The organism is Streptococcus oralis SK610, assembly GCF_000257455.1.
Classification (GTDB): Bacteria; Bacillota; Bacilli; order Lactobacillales; family Streptococcaceae; genus Streptococcus; species Streptococcus oralis_CB.
The window spans coordinates 31821-54591 of sequence record NZ_AJKQ01000029.1 but is presented as its reverse complement, the minus strand read 5'-3'; the positions used below and the strand labels follow the sequence as shown (position 1 = coordinate 54591).

At 38.9% G+C, this 22771-nt stretch carries 14 protein-coding genes; 11 read left to right on the top strand and 3 right to left on the bottom strand.

Features of this window, described 5'->3' with window-relative positions; translation table 11 throughout:
- Positions 1 to 15: 15 nt before the first annotated feature.
- Both HMPREF1115_RS10915 and HMPREF1115_RS10910 read right to left on the bottom strand, forming a co-directional pair.
- Entirely contained in the window at positions 16 to 981 is a 966-nt protein-coding gene (locus HMPREF1115_RS10915) for a LacI family DNA-binding transcriptional regulator (protein ID WP_000225979.1), read from the bottom strand.
- The gene (locus tag HMPREF1115_RS10910) at positions 962 to 2416 is read right to left on the bottom strand and encodes a sucrose-6-phosphate hydrolase (protein WP_000455333.1); all 1455 of its coding nucleotides are present in this window, start codon (positions 2414 to 2416) and stop codon (positions 962 to 964) included. Before HMPREF1115_RS10910 ends, HMPREF1115_RS10915 begins: the two co-directional genes overlap by 20 nt.
- Positions 2417 to 2799: 383 nt before the next feature.
- Between HMPREF1115_RS10910 and HMPREF1115_RS10905 the strand changes: the two genes are divergently transcribed.
- Together HMPREF1115_RS10905 and scrK are read left to right on the top strand one after the other, a co-directional pair.
- Positions 2800 to 4686: a sucrose-specific PTS transporter subunit IIBC gene (locus HMPREF1115_RS10905; RefSeq protein ID WP_001064510.1), complete on the top strand. Its 1887-nt coding sequence runs from the start codon at positions 2800 to 2802 to the stop codon at positions 4684 to 4686.
- Positions 4687 to 4844: 158 nt separating this feature from the next.
- Positions 4845 to 5732 (top strand): fructokinase ScrK, encoded by an 888-nt coding sequence (gene scrK, locus HMPREF1115_RS10900; RefSeq protein ID WP_000164288.1) that lies wholly within the window; start codon positions 4845 to 4847, stop codon positions 5730 to 5732.
- A gap of 278 nt (positions 5733 to 6010) precedes the next feature.
- Here the strand turns inward: scrK and HMPREF1115_RS10895 are convergent, their stop codons facing one another.
- Positions 6011 to 6628: a TVP38/TMEM64 family protein gene (locus tag HMPREF1115_RS10895; protein WP_000076176.1), complete on the bottom strand. Its 618-nt coding sequence runs from the start codon at positions 6626 to 6628 to the stop codon at positions 6011 to 6013.
- A 132-nt stretch (positions 6629 to 6760) separates the two neighbouring features.
- Between HMPREF1115_RS10895 and HMPREF1115_RS10890 the strand changes: the two genes are divergently transcribed.
- The 9 genes from HMPREF1115_RS10890 to HMPREF1115_RS10850 all read left to right on the top strand — a co-directional run bounded on the left by HMPREF1115_RS10890 (position 6761) and on the right by HMPREF1115_RS10850 (position 22701).
- Complete coding sequence (locus HMPREF1115_RS10890) at positions 6761 to 9394, top strand: DEAD/DEAH box helicase family protein (protein ID WP_000901153.1); 2634 nt, start codon at positions 6761 to 6763, stop codon at positions 9392 to 9394.
- Between the two features lie 67 nt (positions 9395 to 9461).
- Positions 9462 to 12455, top strand: a complete 2994-nt coding sequence (locus HMPREF1115_RS10885) for a type I restriction endonuclease subunit R (RefSeq protein ID WP_025171024.1) — start codon at positions 9462 to 9464, stop codon at positions 12453 to 12455.
- 87 nt (positions 12456 to 12542) lie between these two features.
- Positions 12543 to 13328 carry a macro domain-containing protein gene (locus HMPREF1115_RS10880; protein ID WP_029746120.1) on the top strand — a complete coding sequence of 262 codons (786 nt, stop codon included), beginning with the start codon at positions 12543 to 12545 and terminating at the stop codon, positions 13326 to 13328.
- Between the two features lie 84 nt (positions 13329 to 13412).
- The gene (locus HMPREF1115_RS10875) at positions 13413 to 16022 is read left to right on the top strand and encodes a DUF4062 domain-containing protein (RefSeq protein ID WP_232610112.1); all 2610 of its coding nucleotides are present in this window, start codon (positions 13413 to 13415) and stop codon (positions 16020 to 16022) included.
- A complete protein-coding gene (locus HMPREF1115_RS10870) occupies positions 16015 to 17247 on the top strand; it encodes a restriction endonuclease subunit S (protein WP_002882684.1) in 1233 nt (410 codons plus the stop codon). Before HMPREF1115_RS10875 ends, HMPREF1115_RS10870 begins: the two co-directional genes overlap by 8 nt.
- A 29-nt stretch (positions 17248 to 17276) precedes the next feature.
- A complete protein-coding gene (locus HMPREF1115_RS10865) occupies positions 17277 to 18473 on the top strand; it encodes an HAD family hydrolase (protein WP_001113488.1) in 1197 nt (398 codons plus the stop codon).
- 27 nt (positions 18474 to 18500) lie between these two features.
- Positions 18501 to 20282 (top strand): P-loop NTPase fold protein, encoded by a 1782-nt coding sequence (locus tag HMPREF1115_RS10860; RefSeq protein ID WP_000230070.1) that lies wholly within the window; start codon positions 18501 to 18503, stop codon positions 20280 to 20282.
- A gap of 18 nt (positions 20283 to 20300) precedes the next feature.
- Complete coding sequence (locus tag HMPREF1115_RS10855; RefSeq protein ID WP_000255410.1) at positions 20301 to 21056, top strand: hypothetical protein; 756 nt, start codon at positions 20301 to 20303, stop codon at positions 21054 to 21056.
- Positions 21057 to 21099: 43 nt separating this feature from the next.
- A complete protein-coding gene (locus tag HMPREF1115_RS10850; RefSeq protein WP_000450452.1) occupies positions 21100 to 22701 on the top strand; it encodes a type I restriction-modification system subunit M in 1602 nt (533 codons plus the stop codon).
- Positions 22702 to 22771 lie beyond the last annotated feature (70 nt).

Here is a 22771-nt window from a genome sequence, read left to right as displayed (position 1 = left end):
CTGAGTTTTTTGTACTTAAATACTTTTTCCAGGTAATAGGGTGACTGGTAAGAAGTAACCAGTTGTCGCGACTTCCTTGCCTTCGATCTTCTGCAAGAGAAGATCAACAGTGAGTTGGGCAATCTCTTCCAAGGGTTGCTTGATGGTCGCCAGTTGAGGGTAGTAGTTTTCGATAAAGTAAGTCCCATCATAGCCGATGACTTTGAGCTCTTCAGGAACAGAGATTCCCAGTTCCTGAGCTATTTTGATAACCAAGATGGCTGTCAGATCATCTGAAGCAAAGATAGCATCTGGTTTCTGATGAGTCAAGATATTCTTGATTTCCATTTCCTTTCTGACGGGAGAAAAGTCACTCGAAACATTGATAATAGGCGCTTTTGGGAGTACAGAGGCAAAACCAGCATGACGCAGTCCAGTAGGCGAATTGGAATTGTCATTCCCTGTAATCATGATAATAGACTGGGCACCTGTCTTGACCAAGGTTTGGGCAGCGAGAACCCCGCCACCGTAGTTGTCAGAGGAGACAACAGGAATGTCTGGAGACAAGTTTCGGTCAAAGGAAATGATTGGCGCTGTTACACGATTGTAGTCTTCAATTCCCAAGTTATGACTACCAGAAATGATACCGTCGACCTGATTGGCCTCTAGCATTTCGATGTACTCCCGTTCCTTCTTAGAATCGTGCTCGCTGTTACAGATGATGGTCTTGTATCCATTTTTAAAGAGTTGGTGTTCCAACTTATCAATCAATTCTGCATAGAAAACATTGGAAATATTTGGGAAAATTAAGCCAATCAACTTAGCTGATTTTCCTTGGAGGCTACGAGCTAAATTGTTGGGCTTATAGCCCAATTCTCTCATGGCTTCATTGACCTTGAGAATGGTTTTTTCAGACAGATAACCTTTTTTATTGATAACCCGAGAAACGGTAGTAGGGCTGACACCAGCAAGTTTTGCGACATCAGTTAGTTTTGCGACCATAATCTAATTCATAGTAGGTTCCGGTTGGGTTTCCAGATTTGATCAGGATACCATTTTGATCGGCATTCGGAAAGACGCGACCAGAAAATACTTTTTCTCCTTTATTGATAAAAATTTCAAAAACAGAATTGTCGATGAAGATGTTAGCAGTAGTAGTTTGCTTGTCGATTGGGCAAGAACGAGTGCTTCCAAATTCTTGGGCGTACTGCTCACCAGCCTGGCTACGATCCACTGTCACTTGACCATTTACAAGGTCAAAGTTGATTGAAAGTCCCTTGCCTTCTTTGTCGGCAAGTAAGACAATCTCGCTCTGGCTATTGGCTTCCAAGTTGAGCTCGAGTTCATAGCTGTTATTGGTTTGAGCACGATTTGAAAAGGGTTCTTCAGAGACACGAAGGTCCTTGATAGCTGCGACAGGGTATTGGTAGAGTTTGCCATCTTTGATAGTGAGTTCCTTGACCAATGAGAAAGTTCCTTGGTGGTCAAAACGATCAGATGGGTAGGCTACATCTGGTAGTCCAAGCCAACTAACTGCTAGAGAGCGTCCGTCTGGAGCGTTGAAGGCTTGCGTTGCATAGGCTTCGAAACCATAGTCTAGATTTTGCAATGGAGAGACATCTACCATTTTAGCATTTTCAGGATCAAAAGAAGCCCCGATTTTGTACATGTTTGGATAGATATTATCATAGTCTAGAACACTCTTATCCAATCCTTGCGGGCAGTAGAGAAGTACAGGTTGTTCACCGATAAAGACCAGATTTGGACATTCCATCATATAGGCAGTACGGTCGTTGGCAAAGTCTAGGTCACCAACTGCTTGCCAGTTGGTGTAATCATTATCTATAGCCTTGTAGAGACGAACAAAGCCTTTTTTCTCCAAGTCCTGTCCACCCACGATAGCATAATATTGCCCCTTAAAGTTGAAAATTTGTGGGTCGCGGAAGTGGTCGGTAGAGTCTGCTGGCTGGTCAATCAAGACCTTGTCAATCTTCGAGATCTTGCCATCTTTTCCCAAAAGAGCACCAACCTGGTAAGGGTGACGAATCCAGTTTTCATCACGGACATTTCCAGTATAGAATAGGAACAACTGATCGCCAAACTGCATGGCAGATCCAGAGTAGGCCCCGTGGCTATCTAATGGAGTATCAGGCAAAACTTTGACTCCAGTTTCTGTAAAGTGCACTAAATCATCACTTTCAAGCTGCACCCAAGATTTCAAACCATGAGCTGCACCAAAGGGGAAGTTTTGGTAAAAGAGAATCCATTTACCATCAAAATAGGAAAAGCCATTTGGGTCATTGAGAAGCCCCATTTTAGGCTCGACATGGTAATGAGTATGCCATGGAGATTGTGCCATCTTTTCCTTGATTTGCTTGATTTCATCATTAGACCAGTCTTCATAGCGTCTATAACGGCGCTCAGTTGTCCATTCCATTTTATCTTTCCTCCATAAGTTCTATTCTATTCTATTATTAATAGTAAACGTTTTCGGCAAAAAAAGCAAGCCTTTTATGTTAAAAAAGAGAAAAATATGTCAAACGGTTGCCATAAATCAAGTAAAGGAAATCTAACAAATTTTCACGAAAAAATGAAAGAAAATGTAAATAAAAACCTTTATTCCTCAAGTTTAAAGATATTTTTTTGAGGAAAAAGAGAATTTCCCTCAAAAACGAGCAAAAATAATCAGAGGAAAAAGAAAGGGAATAAAAATTTCTGCAAAACGCTTGACATATTTTAGAAACGTGATAAAATAATAGTCGTAGGGCGAATAAAATCGCTTTCAAACAAGAACAAAATTTTATAAGGAGATTTTTGCAAATGAACAATCAGGATATTGCAAAAAAAGTCATCGAAGCCCTTGGCGGACGTGAAAATGTCAACAGTGTTGCCCACTGTGCGACTCGTCTACGTGTCATGGTCAAAGATGAAGGGAAAATCAATAAGGAAGTGATTGAGAACTTGGATAAAGTTCAAGGAGCTTTCTTTAACTCAGGTCAATACCAAATCATCTTTGGTACTGGTACAGTAAACAAGATGTACGACGAAGTGGTTGCACTTGGTTTGCCAACATCTTCTAAAGAAGACATGAAAGCAGAAGCTGCTAAACAAGGAAACTGGTTCCAACGTGCTATCCGTACTTTCGGTGACGTCTTTGTGCCAATCATTCCAGTTATCGTAGCAACTGGTCTCTTCATGGGTCTTCGTGGGCTCTTGAACGCTCTTGGAATGACACTTCCAGAAGATGTTACCATTTACAGCCAAATCCTCACAGATACAGCCTTTATCATCTTGCCAGGTTTAGTTGTATGGTCAACCTTCCGCGTATTCGGTGGTAACCCAGCTGTTGGTATCGTCCTCGGTATGATGCTTGTTTCTGGTTCGCTTCCAAACGCTTGGGCTGTAGCATCAGGTGGTGAAGTAACGGCTATGAACTTCTTTGGTTTCATCCCTGTTGTTGGTTTGCAAGGTTCTGTTCTTCCAGCCTTCATCATTGGGGTGGTCGGAGCCAAGTTTGAAAAAGCTCTCCGCAAAGTGGTCCCAGATGTCTTGGATCTCTTGGTGACACCGTTCGTGACACTTTTGGTCATGTCTATCCTTGGACTCTTTGTCATCGGACCAGTCTTCCACGTTGTTGAAAACTACATCCTTCTCGGAACAAAAGCGATTCTTGCCTTGCCATTTGGTCTTGGTGGTTTGGTCATCGGTGGGGTTCACCAATTGATCGTCGTATCAGGTGTGCACCACATCTTCAACTTGCTTGAAGTACAATTGCTTGCTGCTGACCATGCGAACCCATTTAACGCCATCATCACTGCAGCGATGACAGCTCAAGGGGCTGCAACTGTTGCGGTTGGTGTTAAAACGAAGAATCCTAAACTGAAAACACTTGCTTTCCCAGCTGCTCTTTCTGCCTTCCTCGGTATTACAGAGCCTGCTATCTTCGGGGTAAACTTGCGCTTCCGTAAACCATTCTTCCTTTCATTGATCGCTGGTGCCATCGGTGGTGGATTGGCTTCTATCCTTGGACTTGCTGGTACTGGTAATGGTATCACCATCATCCCTGGTACAATGTTGTACCTTGGGAATGGTCAATTGTTCCAATACCTTCTTATGGTAGCTGTATCATTCGTTCTTGGTTTTGTCCTTACTTACATGTTTGGTTACGAGGACGAAAAAGAAGTTGCTTCTGAAGTAGCGACAGAACGTTTGGTTCAAGAAGAAACAACTGGTAACATTCCAGTAGCTCCTCAAAATGAAACAATCCAAACTCCAATCGTTGGGGACGTAGTTGCTCTTGAGAATGTTAACGACCCAGTCTTTTCAAGTGGTGCAATGGGACAAGGGATCGCTGTAAAACCAAGCCAAGGTGTGGTTTACGCACCAGCTGATGCAGAAGTATCGATCGCTTTTGCCACAGGACATGCTTACGGTTTGAAGACAGCTAATGGAGCTGAGATCTTGATCCACGTTGGTATCGATACGGTGACTATGAACGGTGAAGGATTTGAACAAAAAGTTTCTCAAGGCGACAAGGTTAAAGCTGGTGATGTTCTTGGAACCTTTGACTCAAACAAAATCGCTGCTGCAGGTCTTGATGATACAACAATGGTTATCGTTACAAACACAGCTGACTACGCTTCTGTGACACCAGTCGCAAGTGGTTCAGTTGTCAAGGGTGACGCTATCATCGAAGTGAAAGCCTAGTCCTCTTTGAAAATCAGATTTAAAAACAAAACGAACAAATATCATGTTTGTTCGTTTTTACTTGGATGGTAAGATTTACAGAGGAAAATCTAAAATATTGAGAAATCTAGCCCTTTAAAATGTGCTATAATAGAGAAAACAAAGATAAGAGGTTTATCATGACAAAATTATATGGAAGCTTAGAAGCGGGCGGTACAAAGTTTGTCTGTGCTGTCGGTGATGAAAACTTTAATGTTGTGGAAAAAACACAATTTCCTACAACAACTCCAATCGAAACAATCGATAAAACCATTGAGTTCTTCTCAAAATTCGATAATCTTGCAGGTCTTGCCATCGGTTCCTTCGGTCCCATTGATATCGACAAAAACTCAAAAACCTATGGCTTTATCACAACGACTCCAAAACCTCACTGGGCAAATGTAGACCTACTTGGTGCCCTTCGTCGTGCCCTCAACGTACCCATGTATTTCACAACTGACGTAAACAGTTCTGCCTATGGTGAAGTGGTTGCGCGTAACAATGCTGGCGGCCGCATCGAAAACTTGGTTTACTACACGATCGGTACAGGGATCGGTGCAGGTGTTATCCAACGTGGTGAGTTTATCGGTGGTGTGGGTCACCCTGAGATGGGTCACTACTATGTGGCTAAACACCCAATGGATGTAGAAAAAGAATTTAACGGCGTTTGTCCTTTCCACAAGGGCTGTTTGGAAGGCTTTGCGGCTGGTCCAAGTCTCGAAGCCCGTACAGGTATTCGTGGTGAAAATATTGAACTCAACAGTTCTGTCTGGGATGTTCAAGCCTACTATATCGCTCAGGCTGCGGTCAATGCTACTGTGACTTTCCGTCCAGATGTGATTGTCTTTGGTGGTGGCGTCATGGCACAGCAACACATGCTGGACCGTGTACGTGAGAAATTCACAGCTCTTCTCAATGGTTACCTACCAGTACCAGACGTGCGTGACTATATCGTGACTCCAGCAGTCGCAGGAAATGGTTCTGCCACACTTGGAAACTTTGTCCTTGCTAAGAGTGTCGCAAAATAAAATAAACAAAACATCCGCTTGGGAAACCAAACGGATGTTTTGTTTGACGAAAATGTTTTTGAGCCTTTCCTTAAGTGATGACGGACGGTAGCGACTTTCTTCGAAATTCCATACCTAAACTTTGAGCCTAATGTCTCAAAGTTTCCGAACACCTGAAACCATTAGATTTCAGGTGTTTTTATCACGGCGGAAAGGCTAGGTAAGTCCTCAATTCACTATCGAAAAGTTGGCATGATTTCCCTACCAAAGTATATTTAGTATCAGGCTATTTTCTATTCTCAAAACATCTGCCAGAAGAAATCAATGATATAAGTCAAACCATAAGTATAAACCACTAGGGTAAAGGGCTTGGTCAGAATGATGATAATCATATAGCGTTTGAAGGTCATCTTGGTAAGGGCAGCCAGCATGCAGAGAAAGTCAGCTGGGCTAACTGGCCAGATCATCATAAAGATAAAGAACCGCTCGAAACGATTGCCCTTATCTAGCCAACCGATGTACTTGTCATAGGTGCGCTTGCTGACGACCGACTGAACAAAGGCAGCTCCATAGAGACGCACCAGGTAAAAGATAATAGCACAGCCAATCACGATGCCGATATAGTTATAGATGGTTCCAATGATATGGCCGTAAATAAAGACCCCAGCCACTGAGGTCAAAGCTCCCGGAATGATCGGAACGACGGTTTGTAGGATCTGTAAAAAGATAAAGAGTGGTGGCCCCCAAACCCCAGCTTGCTGGATAAAGGCCGATAGGGTTTCCTTGGACTGTAACACTCCTGCCTGATAGGCCCAAATACAGAAAATCAAGGTGCCGACTCCCCCGACGATAGATGAAATATTGATGACTTGCTGTAGAAGGGGAGAAACAGCTTTCATTTGCTTATCCTGTGACATGTAAACTCCTCATAGATAGTATGATTCTACTATACCATATTTTATGGAGAAAAACTATCTGGATTATCTGACTGGAGAAATAAGTGTGGTAAAATGAGAATAAGAAAAAGACGGTATAGAATGAGGGGTATCATGTTAGGTTTAAACTTTAAAGGAAGCTGGCGCCAATATCAAAAACAGGTCTTGGATCGTTTTCAGGACTATCAAGCAGACGGTCATGTTCATCTAGTGGCCGCTCCAGGGTCTGGAAAGACCACCATTGGTATCGAGCTAATCGCTCGTTTTGGCAACCCAGCCCTCATCTTAGTTCCGACTGTCACTATTCGTGAACAATGGGTAGATAGGATTCAAACAGCTTTTCTAGAGGATGGCCAGAGGCTTTCAGACCTCGTTTCCCAAAACTTAAAGGAGATGAAGGCATTAACGATTGTGACCTATCAGGCTTTTCATAGTGCCATGAACCAACTTCAATCACAAGAAGATGGAGAAGCAGAGGATTTTATGGGGTTTGATTTGCTTGCAAGCCTAAGAGCTCAGAAAGTTGCGACTCTTTGTTTGGACGAATGCCACCACCTGCGCAATGAATGGTGGAAAAGTCTGGAAGCCTTTCGCAAGCAGTATGAACAGTTGCAAGTCATCTCCCTGACAGCCACACCACCATATGACAGCGAGCCAGAACTCTGGGAACGCTATATCCGTATGTGTGGGGAAATCGACCAAGAAATAACAGTACCCGAATTAGTCAAGGAAGACACTCTTTGCCCTCATCAGGATTTTGTCTATATGTGTTCACCAACAGCTGAAGAGTCGGAACGTCTCAAACGGTTTGAGGAGACTAAGTGGGACTATATTCACCACCTTATAGTTGATCCTGATTTTCAAACATTTGTAGCAGGGTCTAAGGTCCTCAAAGGGGATATTTCATCTGATTTGCTCTTAGAAGATCCCAAGTACTTGTCTGCTATGTTGATTTATATGCATTCTCAGGGGTTAACGATTCCTCCCTCTTTACAAAATTTACTGGGAACCCAGAAGCTTCCAGCATTGACCTCCTACTGGCTGGAGACGCTGTTGCAGAGCATGCTCTATCAGACGCCAGACTGGTATGATGATTCGGATGCATATAGGAAAAAGATAGAGGCTGACTTAAAGGCGCGTGGATTGGTGGAAAAGCGTCAGGTTTATCTGGTTAAGTCAAAGGCTTCTGACCAGCTTTTAACCCAATCTCTGGGGAAGTTGTCTGCCATTGTCGATATCTTTTTGACGGAGTATGAGAGTCTAGGTCAGGAACTGAGACAGTTAGTACTAGCTGACTATATTCGCAAGGATTTTGCTACCTATCTGGGAGATAATCAGGCAACCATTTCTCAGTTGGGGGTTCTCCCTTATTTTGAAAGCATTCGTCGAAAAGCTCAGGAGCAAGAGATTCCTGTATCTTTGGCTGTCTTGTCAGGTAGTGTCGTTATTTTGCCTACCGATGTGGCAGCAGAGTTGGAGGAACTCTTGCCTCAGGTTCCTCTTAGTTTCTCATCTATTGGTCACTTGGATCCAAAAGATTATGTGCAGGTTGGTTTTCCTAGCTCAGCTAAGGGAATCGTAGCGGCAGTGACGGAGCTTTTTCAACGAGGACGGATTCAAGTCCTAGTCGGAACCAAATCTCTCCTCGGAGAGGGTTGGGATGCTCCTTGTGTCAATTCCCTAATCCTCGGAAGCTTTGTGGGGAGCTTTATGCTGAGTAACCAGATGCGCGGGCGTGCCATTCGTATCTGGCCGGGACATCCAGAAAAGACCAGCAACATCTGGCATCTGGTAGCCGTTCAAGCGCAAGCACTTATCACTCTTCTTGGTGAGGAGCCTAGACCAGAGAGCAATCAGGATCTGCAGACCTTGTCGCGACGGATGGAGCATTTTCTTGGATTGGCTTATAATCAGGAGAGTATTGAGACCGGCTTGGATCGTTTGGATTTTCCAAAGCCCCCTTTTAAGAAAAAGCAAATTAGTGAGTATAATGAGCGAGTTAAGAGTCTCTCCAAGGATCGAGCAGGCTTGAGACAAAAATGGCAAGATGCTCTTGTCGTAGCGGATCAGTTCGAGATAGTTACAGAAGTCGCAACTCAAAAACAGAAAATCCCAGTCATGCTCTTTCTTGATGCATTAAAATGGGTTCGCCTGTCATTACTCTTGTTGGCAGTGGATTTGTTGGTCTTGCTATTTAGACTGAGACTGATCGGTGTTTGGTGGCTTACAGCAGCCTGTTTCCTCTTTTTGGCCTTTGCATCTTGGCGCTACCTCCGCTATAAGAGTCCCTATAAACGCTTGCAGTCTCTGGGTGAGCAGATCCGAAAGGCTCTGCTAGATTCGGGACATCTAACGGATGATCAATCCCGTGTTCAGGTAGAGGAGGACAAGGAAAACTACATGGTTTTCGCCTATCTCAAGGGAGGAAACATGAGGGACAAGGAGCTGTTTGCGCAGACTGTGGGAGAGTTCTTTGCTCCAGTGGATAACCAGCGCTATCTCTTGAAGGCAGAGAAAGTCCGACAAGGTCAGTCACCTTACTATGTCGTGCCTAGTCTTTTTGATAAGCGCAAGGAAGAAGCACAGAAATTCCTTGACTTTCTGACGCCAACTATTGGACGTTATCACCTGATCTACACACGAACAGAGGCAGGAAGGAAAACCCTTCTCGAAGCTCGTATAAAAGCTCTCTCTAACAAAAATGACCGTATCTTGACTAAGAAGAAGGTTAAAAGTCAGTTGGAGTAGGAGCGTATGGGAAAATCCATCTGAAACATGATATAATATAGTAAAATTGTGCATTATAAAGGAGAGAATGATGCAAGTAAAACCAGAACTGGAGATAGAAAAACAACTGATCACCCAACTGGTAACTGGGGAAAGTCAATGGACTTATAGAGAAGACCTAAAAACAGAAGAACAATTATGGGACAATTTCTTTACTAAACTAGCCCAAAATAACGTTGCCCTGCTAGCAGATCATCCTTTGACTGAGCAGGAAAAACGCCAGATTCAAAATCAACTCAACTTTGTCAGCTACTATGATGCTGCCAAGTGGTTGGTCGGAGAAAATGGCATTGCCAAAGTCGAGGTTCAGAGAGAAGATGCCAGCTTAGGCACCATTCGTTTATCAGTTATCTGGCGAGACAATATCGCAGCTGGTAAGTCGAGCTATGAAGTAGTCAACCAAGTCGAGCGAGACAAGGCGTACCCTCAAGATCAAGACAGACGAATGGATGTGACTCTTCTGATTAATGGACTTCCTATGATTCACATTGAGCTCAAGAGTCCAGGAGTTGGATTTTTGAAAGCTTTTTATCAGATAGAAAAATACGACCGTGAAGGAAAGTTCCGAGGTATTTACTCAAGCTTGCAGATGTTTGTCGTGACCAATAAGGTTGACACTCGCTATATCGCTGCAGCCCGTGAAAATAAACTAAACAAACAGTTTCTGACCAAGTGGGTGGATAAGGACAACCGGCCTGTGACGGATCTGACCAGCTTTGCCCATGAGGTACTCTCCATACCGCGGGCCCATCAGATGGTCATGCAGTATTCAGTCATTGATGATAGCAAGAAAGCCCTGATCCTCCTGCGTCCTTATCAGATCCATGCCATTGAGGCAGTACAGGACGCTTCTCGTCGTCAAGAGTCGGGCTATATCTGGCACACGACAGGTTCAGGGAAGACCCTGACCTCTTACAAAGTAGCCCGCAATCTCTTGCAGATCCCTGCCATCCAAAAGACCATCTTTGTCGTCGATCGTAGAGATCTGGACCAGCAGACGACCTCATCCTTCCTCTCATACGCTGCCAACGATGTCATTGATATCGATGAGACGGATAATACTCACGAACTAGTCAAACGTCTAGGTGGCAATGACAAGCGCGTGGTAGTCACGACCATTCAGAAAATTGCGACCATGATGCGCAAGTTTGAAGAAGGCAAGTACCAGCGGGATGCTGGGAAGATCAAGGACCTGCGCGTGGCCTTTGTCGTGGATGAGTGCCACCGAGCTGTCACTCCACAAATGCAAAAGGAGATCAAGGCCTACTTCCGAAACTCTCTCTGGTACGGCTTTACAGGGACTCCGATCTTCAAGGAAAACAAACGAAAACAAGTGGGAGACTTGGCTCAAACAACCCACCAACAGTATGGCGAACGCCTGCATGAATACACAGTTAAGGAAGCCATCCATGATGGAGCAGTTCTCGGCTTTAAGGTGGATTATCGAAATACCATCATCTCTGATATGCTGGAGGAGGAGATTCCTGATAGTGCTTATGAGGACAAGGAACACATGCTAGAAGTCCTGGATGCTATCCTTAATAAGAGCCAGCAACAGCTCAATATCCCTAAAGGAGTTGGAAAAAGCTATGACGCTATTTTGACGGTCAAGTCTATCCCACAAGCACAGGCTTATTATAATCTGCTCAAGAGTATCATGGCTGGCAAGGAACGGGTCAAAGTCTCCGAGCGGGTCAAACGCCATTTACCGGATTTTCCAAAGTTTACCATCACTTACTCAGTGTCTGAAAATGAGGAAGAGTCTATCGGTTACCAAGACCATATGAAGCAGGTTATGGAGGACTATAACCAAGAGTTTGATACTCACTTTACAATGGCAGATCTTCGTGGTTTTAATACAGATGTCAATAACCGTCTAGCTCGAAAACAGGATAAATACCTCTATCGCAAGGAGCAGTTGGACTTGGTTATCGTGGTCAATCGTCTCTTAACGGGATTTGATGCGCCTTGTCTATCGACCCTCTTTATCGACCGCAAACCCATACAACCGCAGGACTTAATTCAGGCCTTTAGTCGTACCAACCGTATCTTTGATTCTAGTAAGACCTATGGGCATATCATCACTTTCCAAAAGCCTCTAGCCTTTAAGGAAGCAGTGGATAATGCCCTCAAGCTCTACTCAAATGGTGGTGAAAATGATGTCCTAGCCCCAAGCTGGGAAGAGGAAAAGAGGAACTTTTTACGGAGTTGCAGTGATTTTCAAAATCTCATCACCGATGATCCTGATGAAGGACTCCAAATCGAGCAAATCTCTACACCTGAGTTGAGAAAGCTCGCCAAGGCCTATCAAGTCTTTGATAAATATCTAGCCTCTATCCGCGTTTATAAAGAGTATGACGAGGAAGAAATCTACGCCCAGACAGGACTAAGCGCAGAAGAATTGGAAACCTATCTTGGCTTCTATCAAAACATCCTAGCTGAATTAAAAAGCCGAAGAGATGATGATGGTGAGGATGGTGAACCCCTTGATATTCACTATGAACTAGAGTCTATCCAAGTGGATGAGATCAACTATGCCTATATCCTAACCTTAATCCAAAGCCTGATCGAGCAAGGTCAGAGTCAAGAAAAGAACCTAAGCGCTCAAGATAGAGAAGCAGTGGATAACTATATTCAAAGCCTTGAGAAGACCAATCCAAATCTTGCCCATATCATCACTGAACTATGGAAGGAAGTACAGGACAAGCCAGAAAGCTATCGTGGTCAGTCCATTGCCAATATCTTGGATCAGATGATCGAGGCGGTTATCCAGCAACATATCCAAGTCTTTAGCAAGCGTTGGTATGTCGGAGAGGATGAACTCCGTTACTATGTCGAGCACTACCGTAAGGGAGCTAAAAAACAACTAGGAGAAAGCCAGCTGACCAAGAGCCAGCGCTATCAGGACTATAAGATAGAAGTGGCAGATGCCCTTAATCCCCTCCTCTATAAAAAACAAATCAAGGAGGCATGTAAGCAACTTGTCGAAGAAGTCATTGAGCCGTTGAGGGTTGGAAGATAGGAGAAGGGAAGTAAAATACATTTGATAAAAAAATCATTTAAATTATCGTGCAAGTATTTTTTTAGTTTATTATCCTTGTTATCATTATTGGCTACTTTTATAAATATTAGTGATATTTATAAAAGTAATAATATAATAAGCCATATAATTAAAGTTATAATCACTTTTCTTGTATTATATGTCTTAAGTTTTGTTTGTGCATTTTTATATTACTATTTCAAAAGGAGAGTAATATATTTTAAATATAATAGGTTTGTAGTTTCAGGGACATATGGAAATATACTAGATTACATTGGCGCTAGTAAAGTTAATTTAATAGTTCCTGTAAATAGTTGTTTTGATACAAGAATAGATGATTCAGTTATTTCTTCCAATTCACTTCATGGGCAAGTTATTAGATTTTTATACGATAATAATTTAGTATCACAGTCAGATCTCAATAAGAAGATTAAGCGTAGTTTGAGAGAACAGAATATATCATCAGTAAATATTAGTAATGATGTAAAACAAGGTGGAAAATCAGTAGGAAATTATAATAGATACCCTATCGGAAGTACTGCTTTTGTGGATATTGGTAACGTTAGATATCATTTTATAGCATTATCTATTATAGAAAATAATAAGAATGCTAAAACTAGTGATCAAGACTATCTTATAGTTTTGAATGCAATAGTTGATAATTGTTTTAGGAATTCTAATGGTAATCCAATATATCTACCCTTGGTTGGTTCTGGTTTGTCAAAACTAAATTATAATCATCGGCAACAATTAGAATTTATGGTTAAATACTTCATGCTACGTAAAACAAAATTAACATCTGATGTCGAAATCGTAATCCGAAAGGAAGATGGAGATACAATTTCTATATTATAATTTAGGTGAGAGATGAGTACGAATAAGGTAAAAGATCCGATTATAGTTTTTATTAGTTCTAAATGCGATGGGAAGTATAGAGAGATGCGTAAAAGACTCTCTAAACTCATTAATGATTCGCCTTTAATGAATTCAATTTGTTATGAAGAAGAGGGGAGTCGCAGTGTTAAATCGGAGGAATTTTATGTAAATCATGTAAAGTCTTGTGACGTATGCTTAATTATCATTGATAATGAAGATGGAATCAGTCCTTCGGTTTTAAAGGAAATTGACACTGCAAAGAAGCATAATAAAAAATGTTTATATTTCTTTTGTACTGAAAATTCTAGTGAAAAGACTCAATTACAGGAAGATCTTTCTGCCAAAGTAAAATATTCAGAAATACCTGTGTTTGATCAGATTCCAGAAACAGTAATTGAATCAATTGCTGGAGATATTGTTTATTATTATCGTTATAGAAATAGTGATACTGTTGATTACAAAATTTCTGATATCAATACAGATAAGTATTCTTCAACAATTCTTGATATTTCAAAAGAATCAAAAGTGTTATGTGAATATCTTTTCAGAGTGTTTCAGTTGAACTTATCACAAGATGAAAATAAATTATCAAACATTGAGCAGGAGATAATAAAGTTTTTCCAATTTGTTTTTAATAAACATAAATTCTCAGAAATTAATTTTGATATTCTAGAGGAGTATTTTGTTTCAAAAAACGAAAAGGAATTAAAAGAAATCCTAACTCAAAGATTCAATGCTTTAAAACTATATTTTAGGGGTGATCTAAATGGTGCAATATCCATTCTATCTGATAGTTTAGTGAAATCAACTGACGATGTAAACATTCCAAAATGGATAGTTAACAATATAGCAATAGATTTAAGAAATGTTCAAAATGAGAAAGGGAATTATGAAAATAGATGGCCAATTTCAAATACTGGTCAGGAATATATAAATAAATCAAAAGAGCCTCTTTACTTTCCATTGTTAGATAGAAGAGAGAAAATGTTTTTTGAGCAAATAGACAAATTTCAAGCAGATATTTTATATTCAGAATCTGTAAAGAGTTATAATCTATGTAATATTGGACTATTTCAATGGATATCGGAATCATTTATATTATCATTGGGTTATGCCTCTATTACTCATATACAACATGCAAAAATTTTGATGAAAGTATTATTAAGAACACTTGTAGGAATGAATGATGATTATGAGTTTAAGATAGAATTATTTGGTCTAGCTATAACAACCTCAGATAAAGAATTAGCAAGTTATATACTAAAATCTGAATCAATAATAGAAATTATTGGACCAGAAGAGATTGAATTCGTTCTGAAAATGATCCGTAATATCGAATTTCAAAATAATCGGTTACGCTCCTTATGTTATTTACTGCGATATTTTTCTGATTACTTTGATGAATTTAAATTAAATTCAAATCTTATTGAATTTAAAGGTGAAGTTATAAAATGGTTGAATCAAGATAATAGTGAGTTGAATTTAGAAAAGCCAATTTTTGAGGCCTTAAAGAAAATAGTAAATAGATCTAACTATTTGGATATTATTGTTATTCTAGATACAATCTTTGAAAAAAAAATGCTTCGTTTTTATGATAGTTCTTTTTCTTTACTCTCTCTCATTGACTATAGTTGTCTACCTGATAAGATTCAGGAAAAAGTTGTTGATTATTTTAAAAATGGTGATAAGGAAAATATATATGGGAATTATGGAGATGCTGTTATTCGATTTCTAAAGAATTCTAGCATTGATAATACTGAATTATTAAATTATATTAGAGAAAGTAATTCCGCATTAGAAGAAAAAGTAAAATTTGAATTAGGACATGATGCTTCTCCTGAAAAATATATTGGCGATTTTATTGATGATATAATTACTTATAACGAAACACAAGGTAAGGATGGGATCTTTACATTTTATGGAGTAAATAATTTCCAAACAATATTTAATATTATTAAGATAGATAATGTAAAATTATCTGAAGAGATTTTTAATAGACTTATTGATGTTTGTAAGCAGACTATTATTTCAGATAATCAAATATTAAGCGATAAATATTCTTCATTTAACCTTTTATTTCAAATTTATTTTTCTCAAACTCATGACTATAATTGGGAAAAACTAACTGATGTATTTCAATCAAATACAAATACATTACTAGTACATAGTGATTTAATTGACGAAAATCCAATTATTTTATCTATTCAACTGAATGTAATGAAAAGTATTTGTGATGGTAACTATAATCTTGTTATTAACGATATACTCAAACTATCTGATGAAAATATATCTGAAATTAAGAGGCTAGTGTCATTTCTACAAACAATTTTCGAATTTAATAAGTTTTCTCCGAATAATGAGTTTATTATGTTTTGTACTTATTTTTGTTTAAACATGACCAAACATTATTCTAGAAATATTAAGATGAACGCAACAGATTTATTGATTAAACTAACTAAATATAAAATTGTTAATCAGATTATATTAAATCAACTATCAAATATGATGGATTGTTTTAGCTCCGATATCAAGCTAGTTATTGTAAAAAATATAGATAAAATTATTTCAAATGGTGATTATAAAGAATATATTATAGAGAAGGCAAAATTAGATAATCACTATTTAGTAATTAAGTATGCAAATGAATATAGAATGGAAAATTCTAATGAATAATTTTAAAATTCCCAAAATTAGATTTATGAATTTTAATGACAAGTGGAACTATAAAACACTTGACGAAATATCAAATTCTATCGAATATGGAATAAATGCTCCTGCGAAGGACTTTGATGGTAATCATAAATATCTTAGAATTACAGATATAGACGATGCCTCTAGATTATTTATAACTGAAAAACTTAGTTCTCCTGATATAAATTTTACCGCGGGAGGTTATGAAAACTATAAATTACAGAAAAATGATCTTCTATTCGCACGTACTGGTGCAAGCGTTGGCAAAACCTATTTATACAGAAAAACAGATGGCAAAGTTTATTATGCTGGATTCTTAATTAGAGCAAGATTACATGATTCATATGATGGAAATTTTGTTTTTCAACAGACGCTTACCGATAAGTATAAGCGATTTATTGAAATCACTTCTCAACGGTCAGGTCAACCTGGGGTTAATGGGAAAGAATATGGAGAGTGGAAGATTGGCATGACATCCTACGACGAACAAACCTCCATCGGCTCCTTTTTCCGAACTCTCGACGACCTTCTAGCGAGTTACAAGGACAATCTCACCAACTACCAATCTCTCAAGGCAACCATGCTCTCCAAGATATTTCCAAAAACTGGACAGACCGTTCCTGAGATTCGTTTAGATGGATTTGAAGGTGAGTGGGAAGTGGTTAACTTAGGAACATTGATAGAAAATTATGATGAGATAATATCAGGTGCATCAGGTTTTCCAATTGCAACTTCTTCTAGAAAAGGTCTTTATTTACAGAATGATTATTTTGAAGGAGGGAGGACTGGAATAGATTTGACACTTGATTTTCATAGAGTTCCAATGGGCTATGTCACTTATCGTCATATGTCAGATGATTCTATTTTTAAGTTTAATAAGAATAATTTTGAAACTGATGTTCTGGTTTCTAAAGAATATCCAGTATTTATTAGTAATGATAGCTCTGATATCGATTTTCTACTTTATCATTTGAATAACTCTAGGTTATTTTTAAGATTTTCAACTATGCAAAAATTGGGCGGTACACGCGTTCGGTTGTACTATAAAAACTTTATTACTTATAAGCTTGCAGTACCAACACTTAAAGAACAACAAGCCATCGGTGCCTATTTCTCTAACCTAGATAACCTCATCGCTGCTCATCAAGAAAAGATTTCTCAGCTTGAGACTCTGAAAAAGAAACTATTGCAGGAAATGTTTATCTAACGTTTTATTTAACTGAAGGGGGGCTAACTATGCCAGATACAACTTTTAACCGTGAAAAGAAAACAGATAGACCTGTTATTGCACTTTGCTATGATTTTGATAAGACACTTTCTCCAGATGATATGCAGGCTCAAGGATATATCCAAACAGTACAACCAGAAGGTAGCGATATGATTGGTGATTTCTGGAAGGAGTCAAATGGTCGTGCCACGGCAAATAATATGGATAAGAACCTTGCTTATATGTATACAATGAAGAAAAAAGCACGTGGTCAGATTGTTTTTACAAAAGAGAAGTTAGCTGAGTATGGATCTCAGGTTGCACTTTTTCCTGGAGTAGAGGATTGGTTTAAACGCATAAGAGACTACGGGGATGATAAAGGGATCATTGTCGAGCATTATATTATATCTTCAGGTTTAAAAGAGATGATAGAAGGAACTTCAATTGCAAAAGAGTTTAAAGAACTGTACGCAACTTCTTTCTATTTTGATGATGATGGAGTTGCTGTCTGGCCTGCTCAAGTAGTGAATTATACTAATAAGACACAGTTTCTTTTTCGTATCTCAAAAGGTGTCCTCGATGTTAATGATGAAGCGGTTAATGATTCTTTTGCACCTGACGAAATCAGAGTTCCATTCCGAAATATGATTTATCTGGGTGACAGCGATACAGATATTCCTTGTATGAAATTGGTAAATTCTCAAGGTGGGTATTCTGTCGGAGTTTTCAATCCAGATGAAAAAGATGAACTAAAAGCAAAGAATAAAGTCTATAAAATGATGAGAGATAATCGTATTTCTTACTTTGCTCCTGCAGACTATTCAGAGGGTAGTGAACTTGACGAACTAGTAAAATTGATTATTGATAAAACTGTATACAATGAAAAACTGTATGAGAAAAAGTACAACAATCAAAAAGAAGCTATTGAACAAGCTAAACCAAAAGAAGAGCAAGAGAAATTAGATTTAATCAACTCATTAGAAAGTAGTGGTAGTTTCAAAAATACTCATGCTATAGTTGAGAAGTTATCAAAATATACTAGTTGGAAATATGAAGAATTGGAAGATCTCTTAGAAATTGCACTAGTAAATACACAGGTATGGCATATTTTAAATGATCCAGATATTAAAAAGTTTTACCAGTATCTTATTGAACAACTTGGTAGCAATACTGATGAGTTAATTAGAGACAAAGTTGAAAATATTCAACAAAAATTTGAATCATAATTGAAGATGAGAATATTTAGGTGAGTTATGGTGGAGAATAATTTTATAGAACTAGATAAAATTGATACCTCAACTGCGGCGCAAAATTTTGTAAATTTATTAAACGAGAATAAGACGTATTTTCTTAATGGTACTTGGGGATCAGGTAAGTCTACTTTTCTTAATGAAGTTGATGATATCAAACAAATTAAACTAGTAACCATTGATTTTTGGAGATTAAATGACAGTCGATCAACTCTAGAGACAGTTTTTGCAAAACTACATCCATGTGTATATTGGGGACTAAGATTAATTGTAATCCTATGCATTGCATTATCAATCCTAATGACTAATGTAGTTGATTTGGGTCTAAGTGTTTTTGTACCTGCTTGGGTTATATTGAGTGCAGGAGTAGTTGCTTTAATAGTCGCAATCCATCAGTTTTTGAAAATAAAATCAGACGGAATTTATAGTCGGTTGTTGACTTTTAATTTTCATTCATGTAGGAAGAAAGTCTTAGTCGTTGATGATTTTGATAGAATGACTGAAGAACAGCAGGAAGCTAGTTATAAACTGTTTAGTTTACTCAATGGAAAACTTCCGATTATTTTCGTTGGAGATATCGATATAATCCATCGAAATGAGAGTAATTATCTTTCAAAAATTATAGATCGACGTATTGAGCTTCCATTTGTTCTCCATCCTACAAAAATATGGGGAGATTATTTTGAACAACTAGAAAAGAGATTTGAGATAAAGCTTTCTGATGGATTCAAGAGGGTGTTCATAATAGATGAAAGAAATTTACGAGACAGAGAACGTTTTAACGATTATGTTAACCTGGAATTGATTGGACGTAATAAAGAGAAATATGTTCAAATTGAGCAACAACTTGTTGTTATATATCTTTTTCTATATTATCCAAAATTTTATGAAAGTCTAAAGATAGATAAAGGATCTATTAAATTAGATCCGAATAAACAGTTAATATTAAAAGAACTTCATAATATTTTATTTGAAAAAAATAATTCATATCCTAGTTGTTGTTTTTCAAATAGGGAAGCATACCTTATAAATGAAGTACCATCAAATAGACTCACTGAAGAATTGATTCAGATTATTAATGATGAGCAACAACTTTCTAATGAAATTTCACTTTCACAGAATGATTTCCTAGATTTTATCAATGGAGAATACGAAAAACTAACTAATCAACAACAAGATTTATTGTTTTCAAATGCTTTAAAATTATCTACTCACAGTGAAGATAACTTGTTAGTAAATCTTATTTTACAGAAGAAGGTTAAGACTGAAATTCCTGAGTATAGGATAGGGACTCAAGATGTTAATACAGAATTAGTTGAAAATACTTATTTATTTTTAGAGAGTGTTTTAGGTAAAACAGATGTAAGCGAGATATTCTATTTTATTTTCAAACATAAAATTTTTAGGTATCAAGATATGGTAGGTCTTGATATAGGATTAAGTCCTTACAATAAAGAATTCTCGTCATACAGGTGGAAATATATAATAATAATGATGCACTTGTATGAACTAGATAAAGTACTTCAATTTTTTGATTGGAGCGATACTATCTGGGAAGCTATAAAAAAACTAAGTACAGAAGAATACCTCCGTTTTTGGCTAGAATTTGGATTTATAAGTAATAAAGATAAGAATAAACTTGGGTATGATTCTAAAAATAAAGATTATATTTTTGTAAAAGATTTTAACACTTATGCTGACGAAGAAGATATTATTTTCTTAAAAGGAAGTAATAAGGATAGATTAAACGAACTTGAAGAAGAAGGATTCAAATTCGAAGATTAAAAGCTAAAAGGAGTTACCATGGTATCTGTAACGCAGCGTATAAAAGAAATTAACCAACCTCGAGGTGGTTATCTGCCCATCAAGTTATTTTCAGTAGAGCAGTTCGAAGACCACAGAGTTCTGCATCCTGTAGAGTCTGTATCTCCTAGTTTAGTGGGGATTTGTGTGGACTACTTGACTCGCTTTATGAAAGGTGCAGAAGCCCGTGATGCTTTTAGAATTTCTCTTAGAGGAGCTCATAAGGTTGGCATGGGAGACCTAGCAGAAGCACTACTCGATTTGGTGACAGGATTAGACGATTTATCGATAGAAAGCGCTTGTCGTCTAGCATCCTTTGATGTCGTCATTCGTGCGGGGGTTAAGTATTATAAGCCTTTTGAGGAAATTTCGGTGGATGCAGAAACGATAGAAAATATTCGTATCATGGTAGAACGAAGTCTTTGCTTTTTCGACCTCTATGGTCCTTTGGTAAAGGATGGCTTTCATTTTCATGGAGGTTATACAGATACGATTGACAAGGGTGATGGAGATTTTCTTACCAAGGATACACTGTGGGATTTTAAGGTGACTAAAACAGCTCCAAATAAAGACCATACGCTACAAGTCCTTGTATACTACATCATGGGGCTACATTCCTATGATCCTGACTTCCTGTCTATCGAAAATCTTGGATTTTATAACCCTCGAAAAAATATCGTTTATCAACATCCAGTCTCCTCTATTCCTTTAGATTTGATTCGAACGATTGAAAAAGAAGTGATTTGTTATAAATGAAAGCTTGTTTAAAAATAAATTGCAAAACTTAGAAAGAAACATTATGGAAACAACACAAACGTCCCAGTCGCTCTACCAAGCTCTGTGGAACTCAGCGGATGTTCTCCGCTCTAAGATGGATGCTAATGACTACAAGTCCTATCTTTTGGGTATGGTCTTTTATAAGTATCTATCAGATAAGATGCTCTTTTTCGTGGCGGAGACCATGGAGGAGGGGACAGATAGTCTTGAGGCTGCCCTTGAAGTCTATCGTAACTACTATGAAGATGTGGACACTCACGAGGATCTTCTTGCAGTCATGAAGGACGAACTCAACTATAGTATCAAGCCCGACTTGACCTTTACGGCTCTGGTAGCGCGTGTTAATGAGGGGACTTTCCAGCTGGAAGATTTGGCTCAGGGTTTTCGAGATATCGAGCAGAGTGACGACCTCTATGAAAATCTCTTTGAGGATATTGATCTCTATTCCAAAAAGCTAGGGGCAACTCCACAAAAGCAAAACCAAACAGTGGCGGCAGTCATGAAAGAGTTGGCTGTGCTAGATGTGGCTGGTCATGCTGGTGATATGCTTGGGGATGCCTATGAGTATCTGATTGGACAGTTTGCAACAGACTCTGGGAAAAAGGTTGGTGAGTTCTACACGCCTCAGCCTGTTGCTAAGCTTATGACTCAGATTGCCTTTTTAGGTCGTGAGGACCAGCAAGGTTTTACCATCTATGATGCGACCATGGGCTCTGGCTCTCTCTTGCTCAATGCCAAGAAATACTCTCATAACCCGCAGACAGTGGTCTACTTTGGTCAGGAGCTCAATACCTCGACCTATAACCTAGCTCGGATGAACATGATCCTCCACGGGGTTCCAGTTGAGAATCAATTTCTCCACAATGCCGATACACTGGATGAAGACTGGCCGACTCAAGAGCCAACTAACTTTGACGGTGTTCTCATGAACCCTCCATACTCTGCCAAGTGGTCAGCAAGCTCTGGCTTTATGGCTGACCCTCGTTTCTCTCCTTTTGGGAAACTGGCGCCCCAGTCCAAGGCTGACTTTGCCTTTCTCTTGCATGGATATTACCACCTCAAGCAGGATAATGGGGTCATGGCTATCGTCCTTCCCCATGGTGTTCTTTTCCGTGGAAATGCGGAGGGAACCATTCGTAAGGCCTTGTTAGAAGAAGGAGCTATTGACACGGTTATCGGTCTACCTGCCAATATCTTCTTTAACACCAGCATTCCAACGACGGTTATCATTCTCAAAAAGAACCGCACCAATCGTGATGTCTACTTTATCGATGCGTCTAAGGAGTTCGATAAGGGCAAAAACCAGAATATCATGACAGATGCTCATATCGAGAAGATTCTGGAAGCCTACAAGTCTCGTGAGGAGATTGATAAGTTTGCCCATTTAGCAAGTTATGAAGAAATCGTTGAAAATGACTATAACCTCAATATCCCTCGCTATGTAGATACCTTTGAGGAAGAAGAAGTCGAGCCACTGACAGATATCGTCAGCAAGATTAACCAGACAAATAAAGCAATCGAAAGCCAAACAGCTTCCCTACTTGAAATGCTGAACCAACTCCACGGAACCACACCAGAAGCCGATGCCGAACTCAAAGAGTTTTTGAAAAACTTTAAAGGGTGATGGAGAAACAGTTAGATACATCTATCAGATTCGAAATCCCAGCCAAATCAACTTTTAGCTGGTTTTTATT

What these genes read in the sequence shown, in the direction of transcription:
- HMPREF1115_RS10860 (WP_000230070.1), top strand. Translation starts at nt 18,501, where the DNA reads ATGGTGGAGAATAATTTTATAGAACTAGATAAAATTGATACCTCAACT.
- HMPREF1115_RS10905 (WP_001064510.1), top strand. Translation starts at nt 2,800, where the DNA reads ATGAACAATCAGGATATTGCAAAAAAAGTCATCGAAGCCCTTGGCGGA.
- HMPREF1115_RS10910 (WP_000455333.1), bottom strand. Translation starts at nt 2,416, where the DNA reads ATGGAATGGACAACTGAGCGCCGTTATAGACGCTATGAAGACTGGTCT.
- HMPREF1115_RS10855 (WP_000255410.1), top strand. Translation starts at nt 20,301, where the DNA reads ATGGTATCTGTAACGCAGCGTATAAAAGAAATTAACCAACCTCGAGGT.
- HMPREF1115_RS10890 (WP_000901153.1), top strand. Translation starts at nt 6,761, where the DNA reads ATGTTAGGTTTAAACTTTAAAGGAAGCTGGCGCCAATATCAAAAACAG.
- HMPREF1115_RS10915 (WP_000225979.1), bottom strand. Translation starts at nt 981, where the DNA reads ATGGTCGCAAAACTAACTGATGTCGCAAAACTTGCTGGTGTCAGCCCT.
- HMPREF1115_RS10865 (WP_001113488.1), top strand. Translation starts at nt 17,277, where the DNA reads ATGCCAGATACAACTTTTAACCGTGAAAAGAAAACAGATAGACCTGTT.
- HMPREF1115_RS10895 (WP_000076176.1), bottom strand. Translation starts at nt 6,628, where the DNA reads ATGTCACAGGATAAGCAAATGAAAGCTGTTTCTCCCCTTCTACAGCAA.
- scrK (WP_000164288.1), top strand. Translation starts at nt 4,845, where the DNA reads ATGACAAAATTATATGGAAGCTTAGAAGCGGGCGGTACAAAGTTTGTC.
- HMPREF1115_RS10850 (WP_000450452.1), top strand. Translation starts at nt 21,100, where the DNA reads ATGGAAACAACACAAACGTCCCAGTCGCTCTACCAAGCTCTGTGGAAC.
- HMPREF1115_RS10870 (WP_002882684.1), top strand. Translation starts at nt 16,015, where the DNA reads ATGAATAATTTTAAAATTCCCAAAATTAGATTTATGAATTTTAATGAC.
- HMPREF1115_RS10875 (WP_232610112.1), top strand. Translation starts at nt 13,413, where the DNA reads ATGCGTAAAAGACTCTCTAAACTCATTAATGATTCGCCTTTAATGAAT.
- HMPREF1115_RS10885 (WP_025171024.1), top strand. Translation starts at nt 9,462, where the DNA reads ATGATGCAAGTAAAACCAGAACTGGAGATAGAAAAACAACTGATCACC.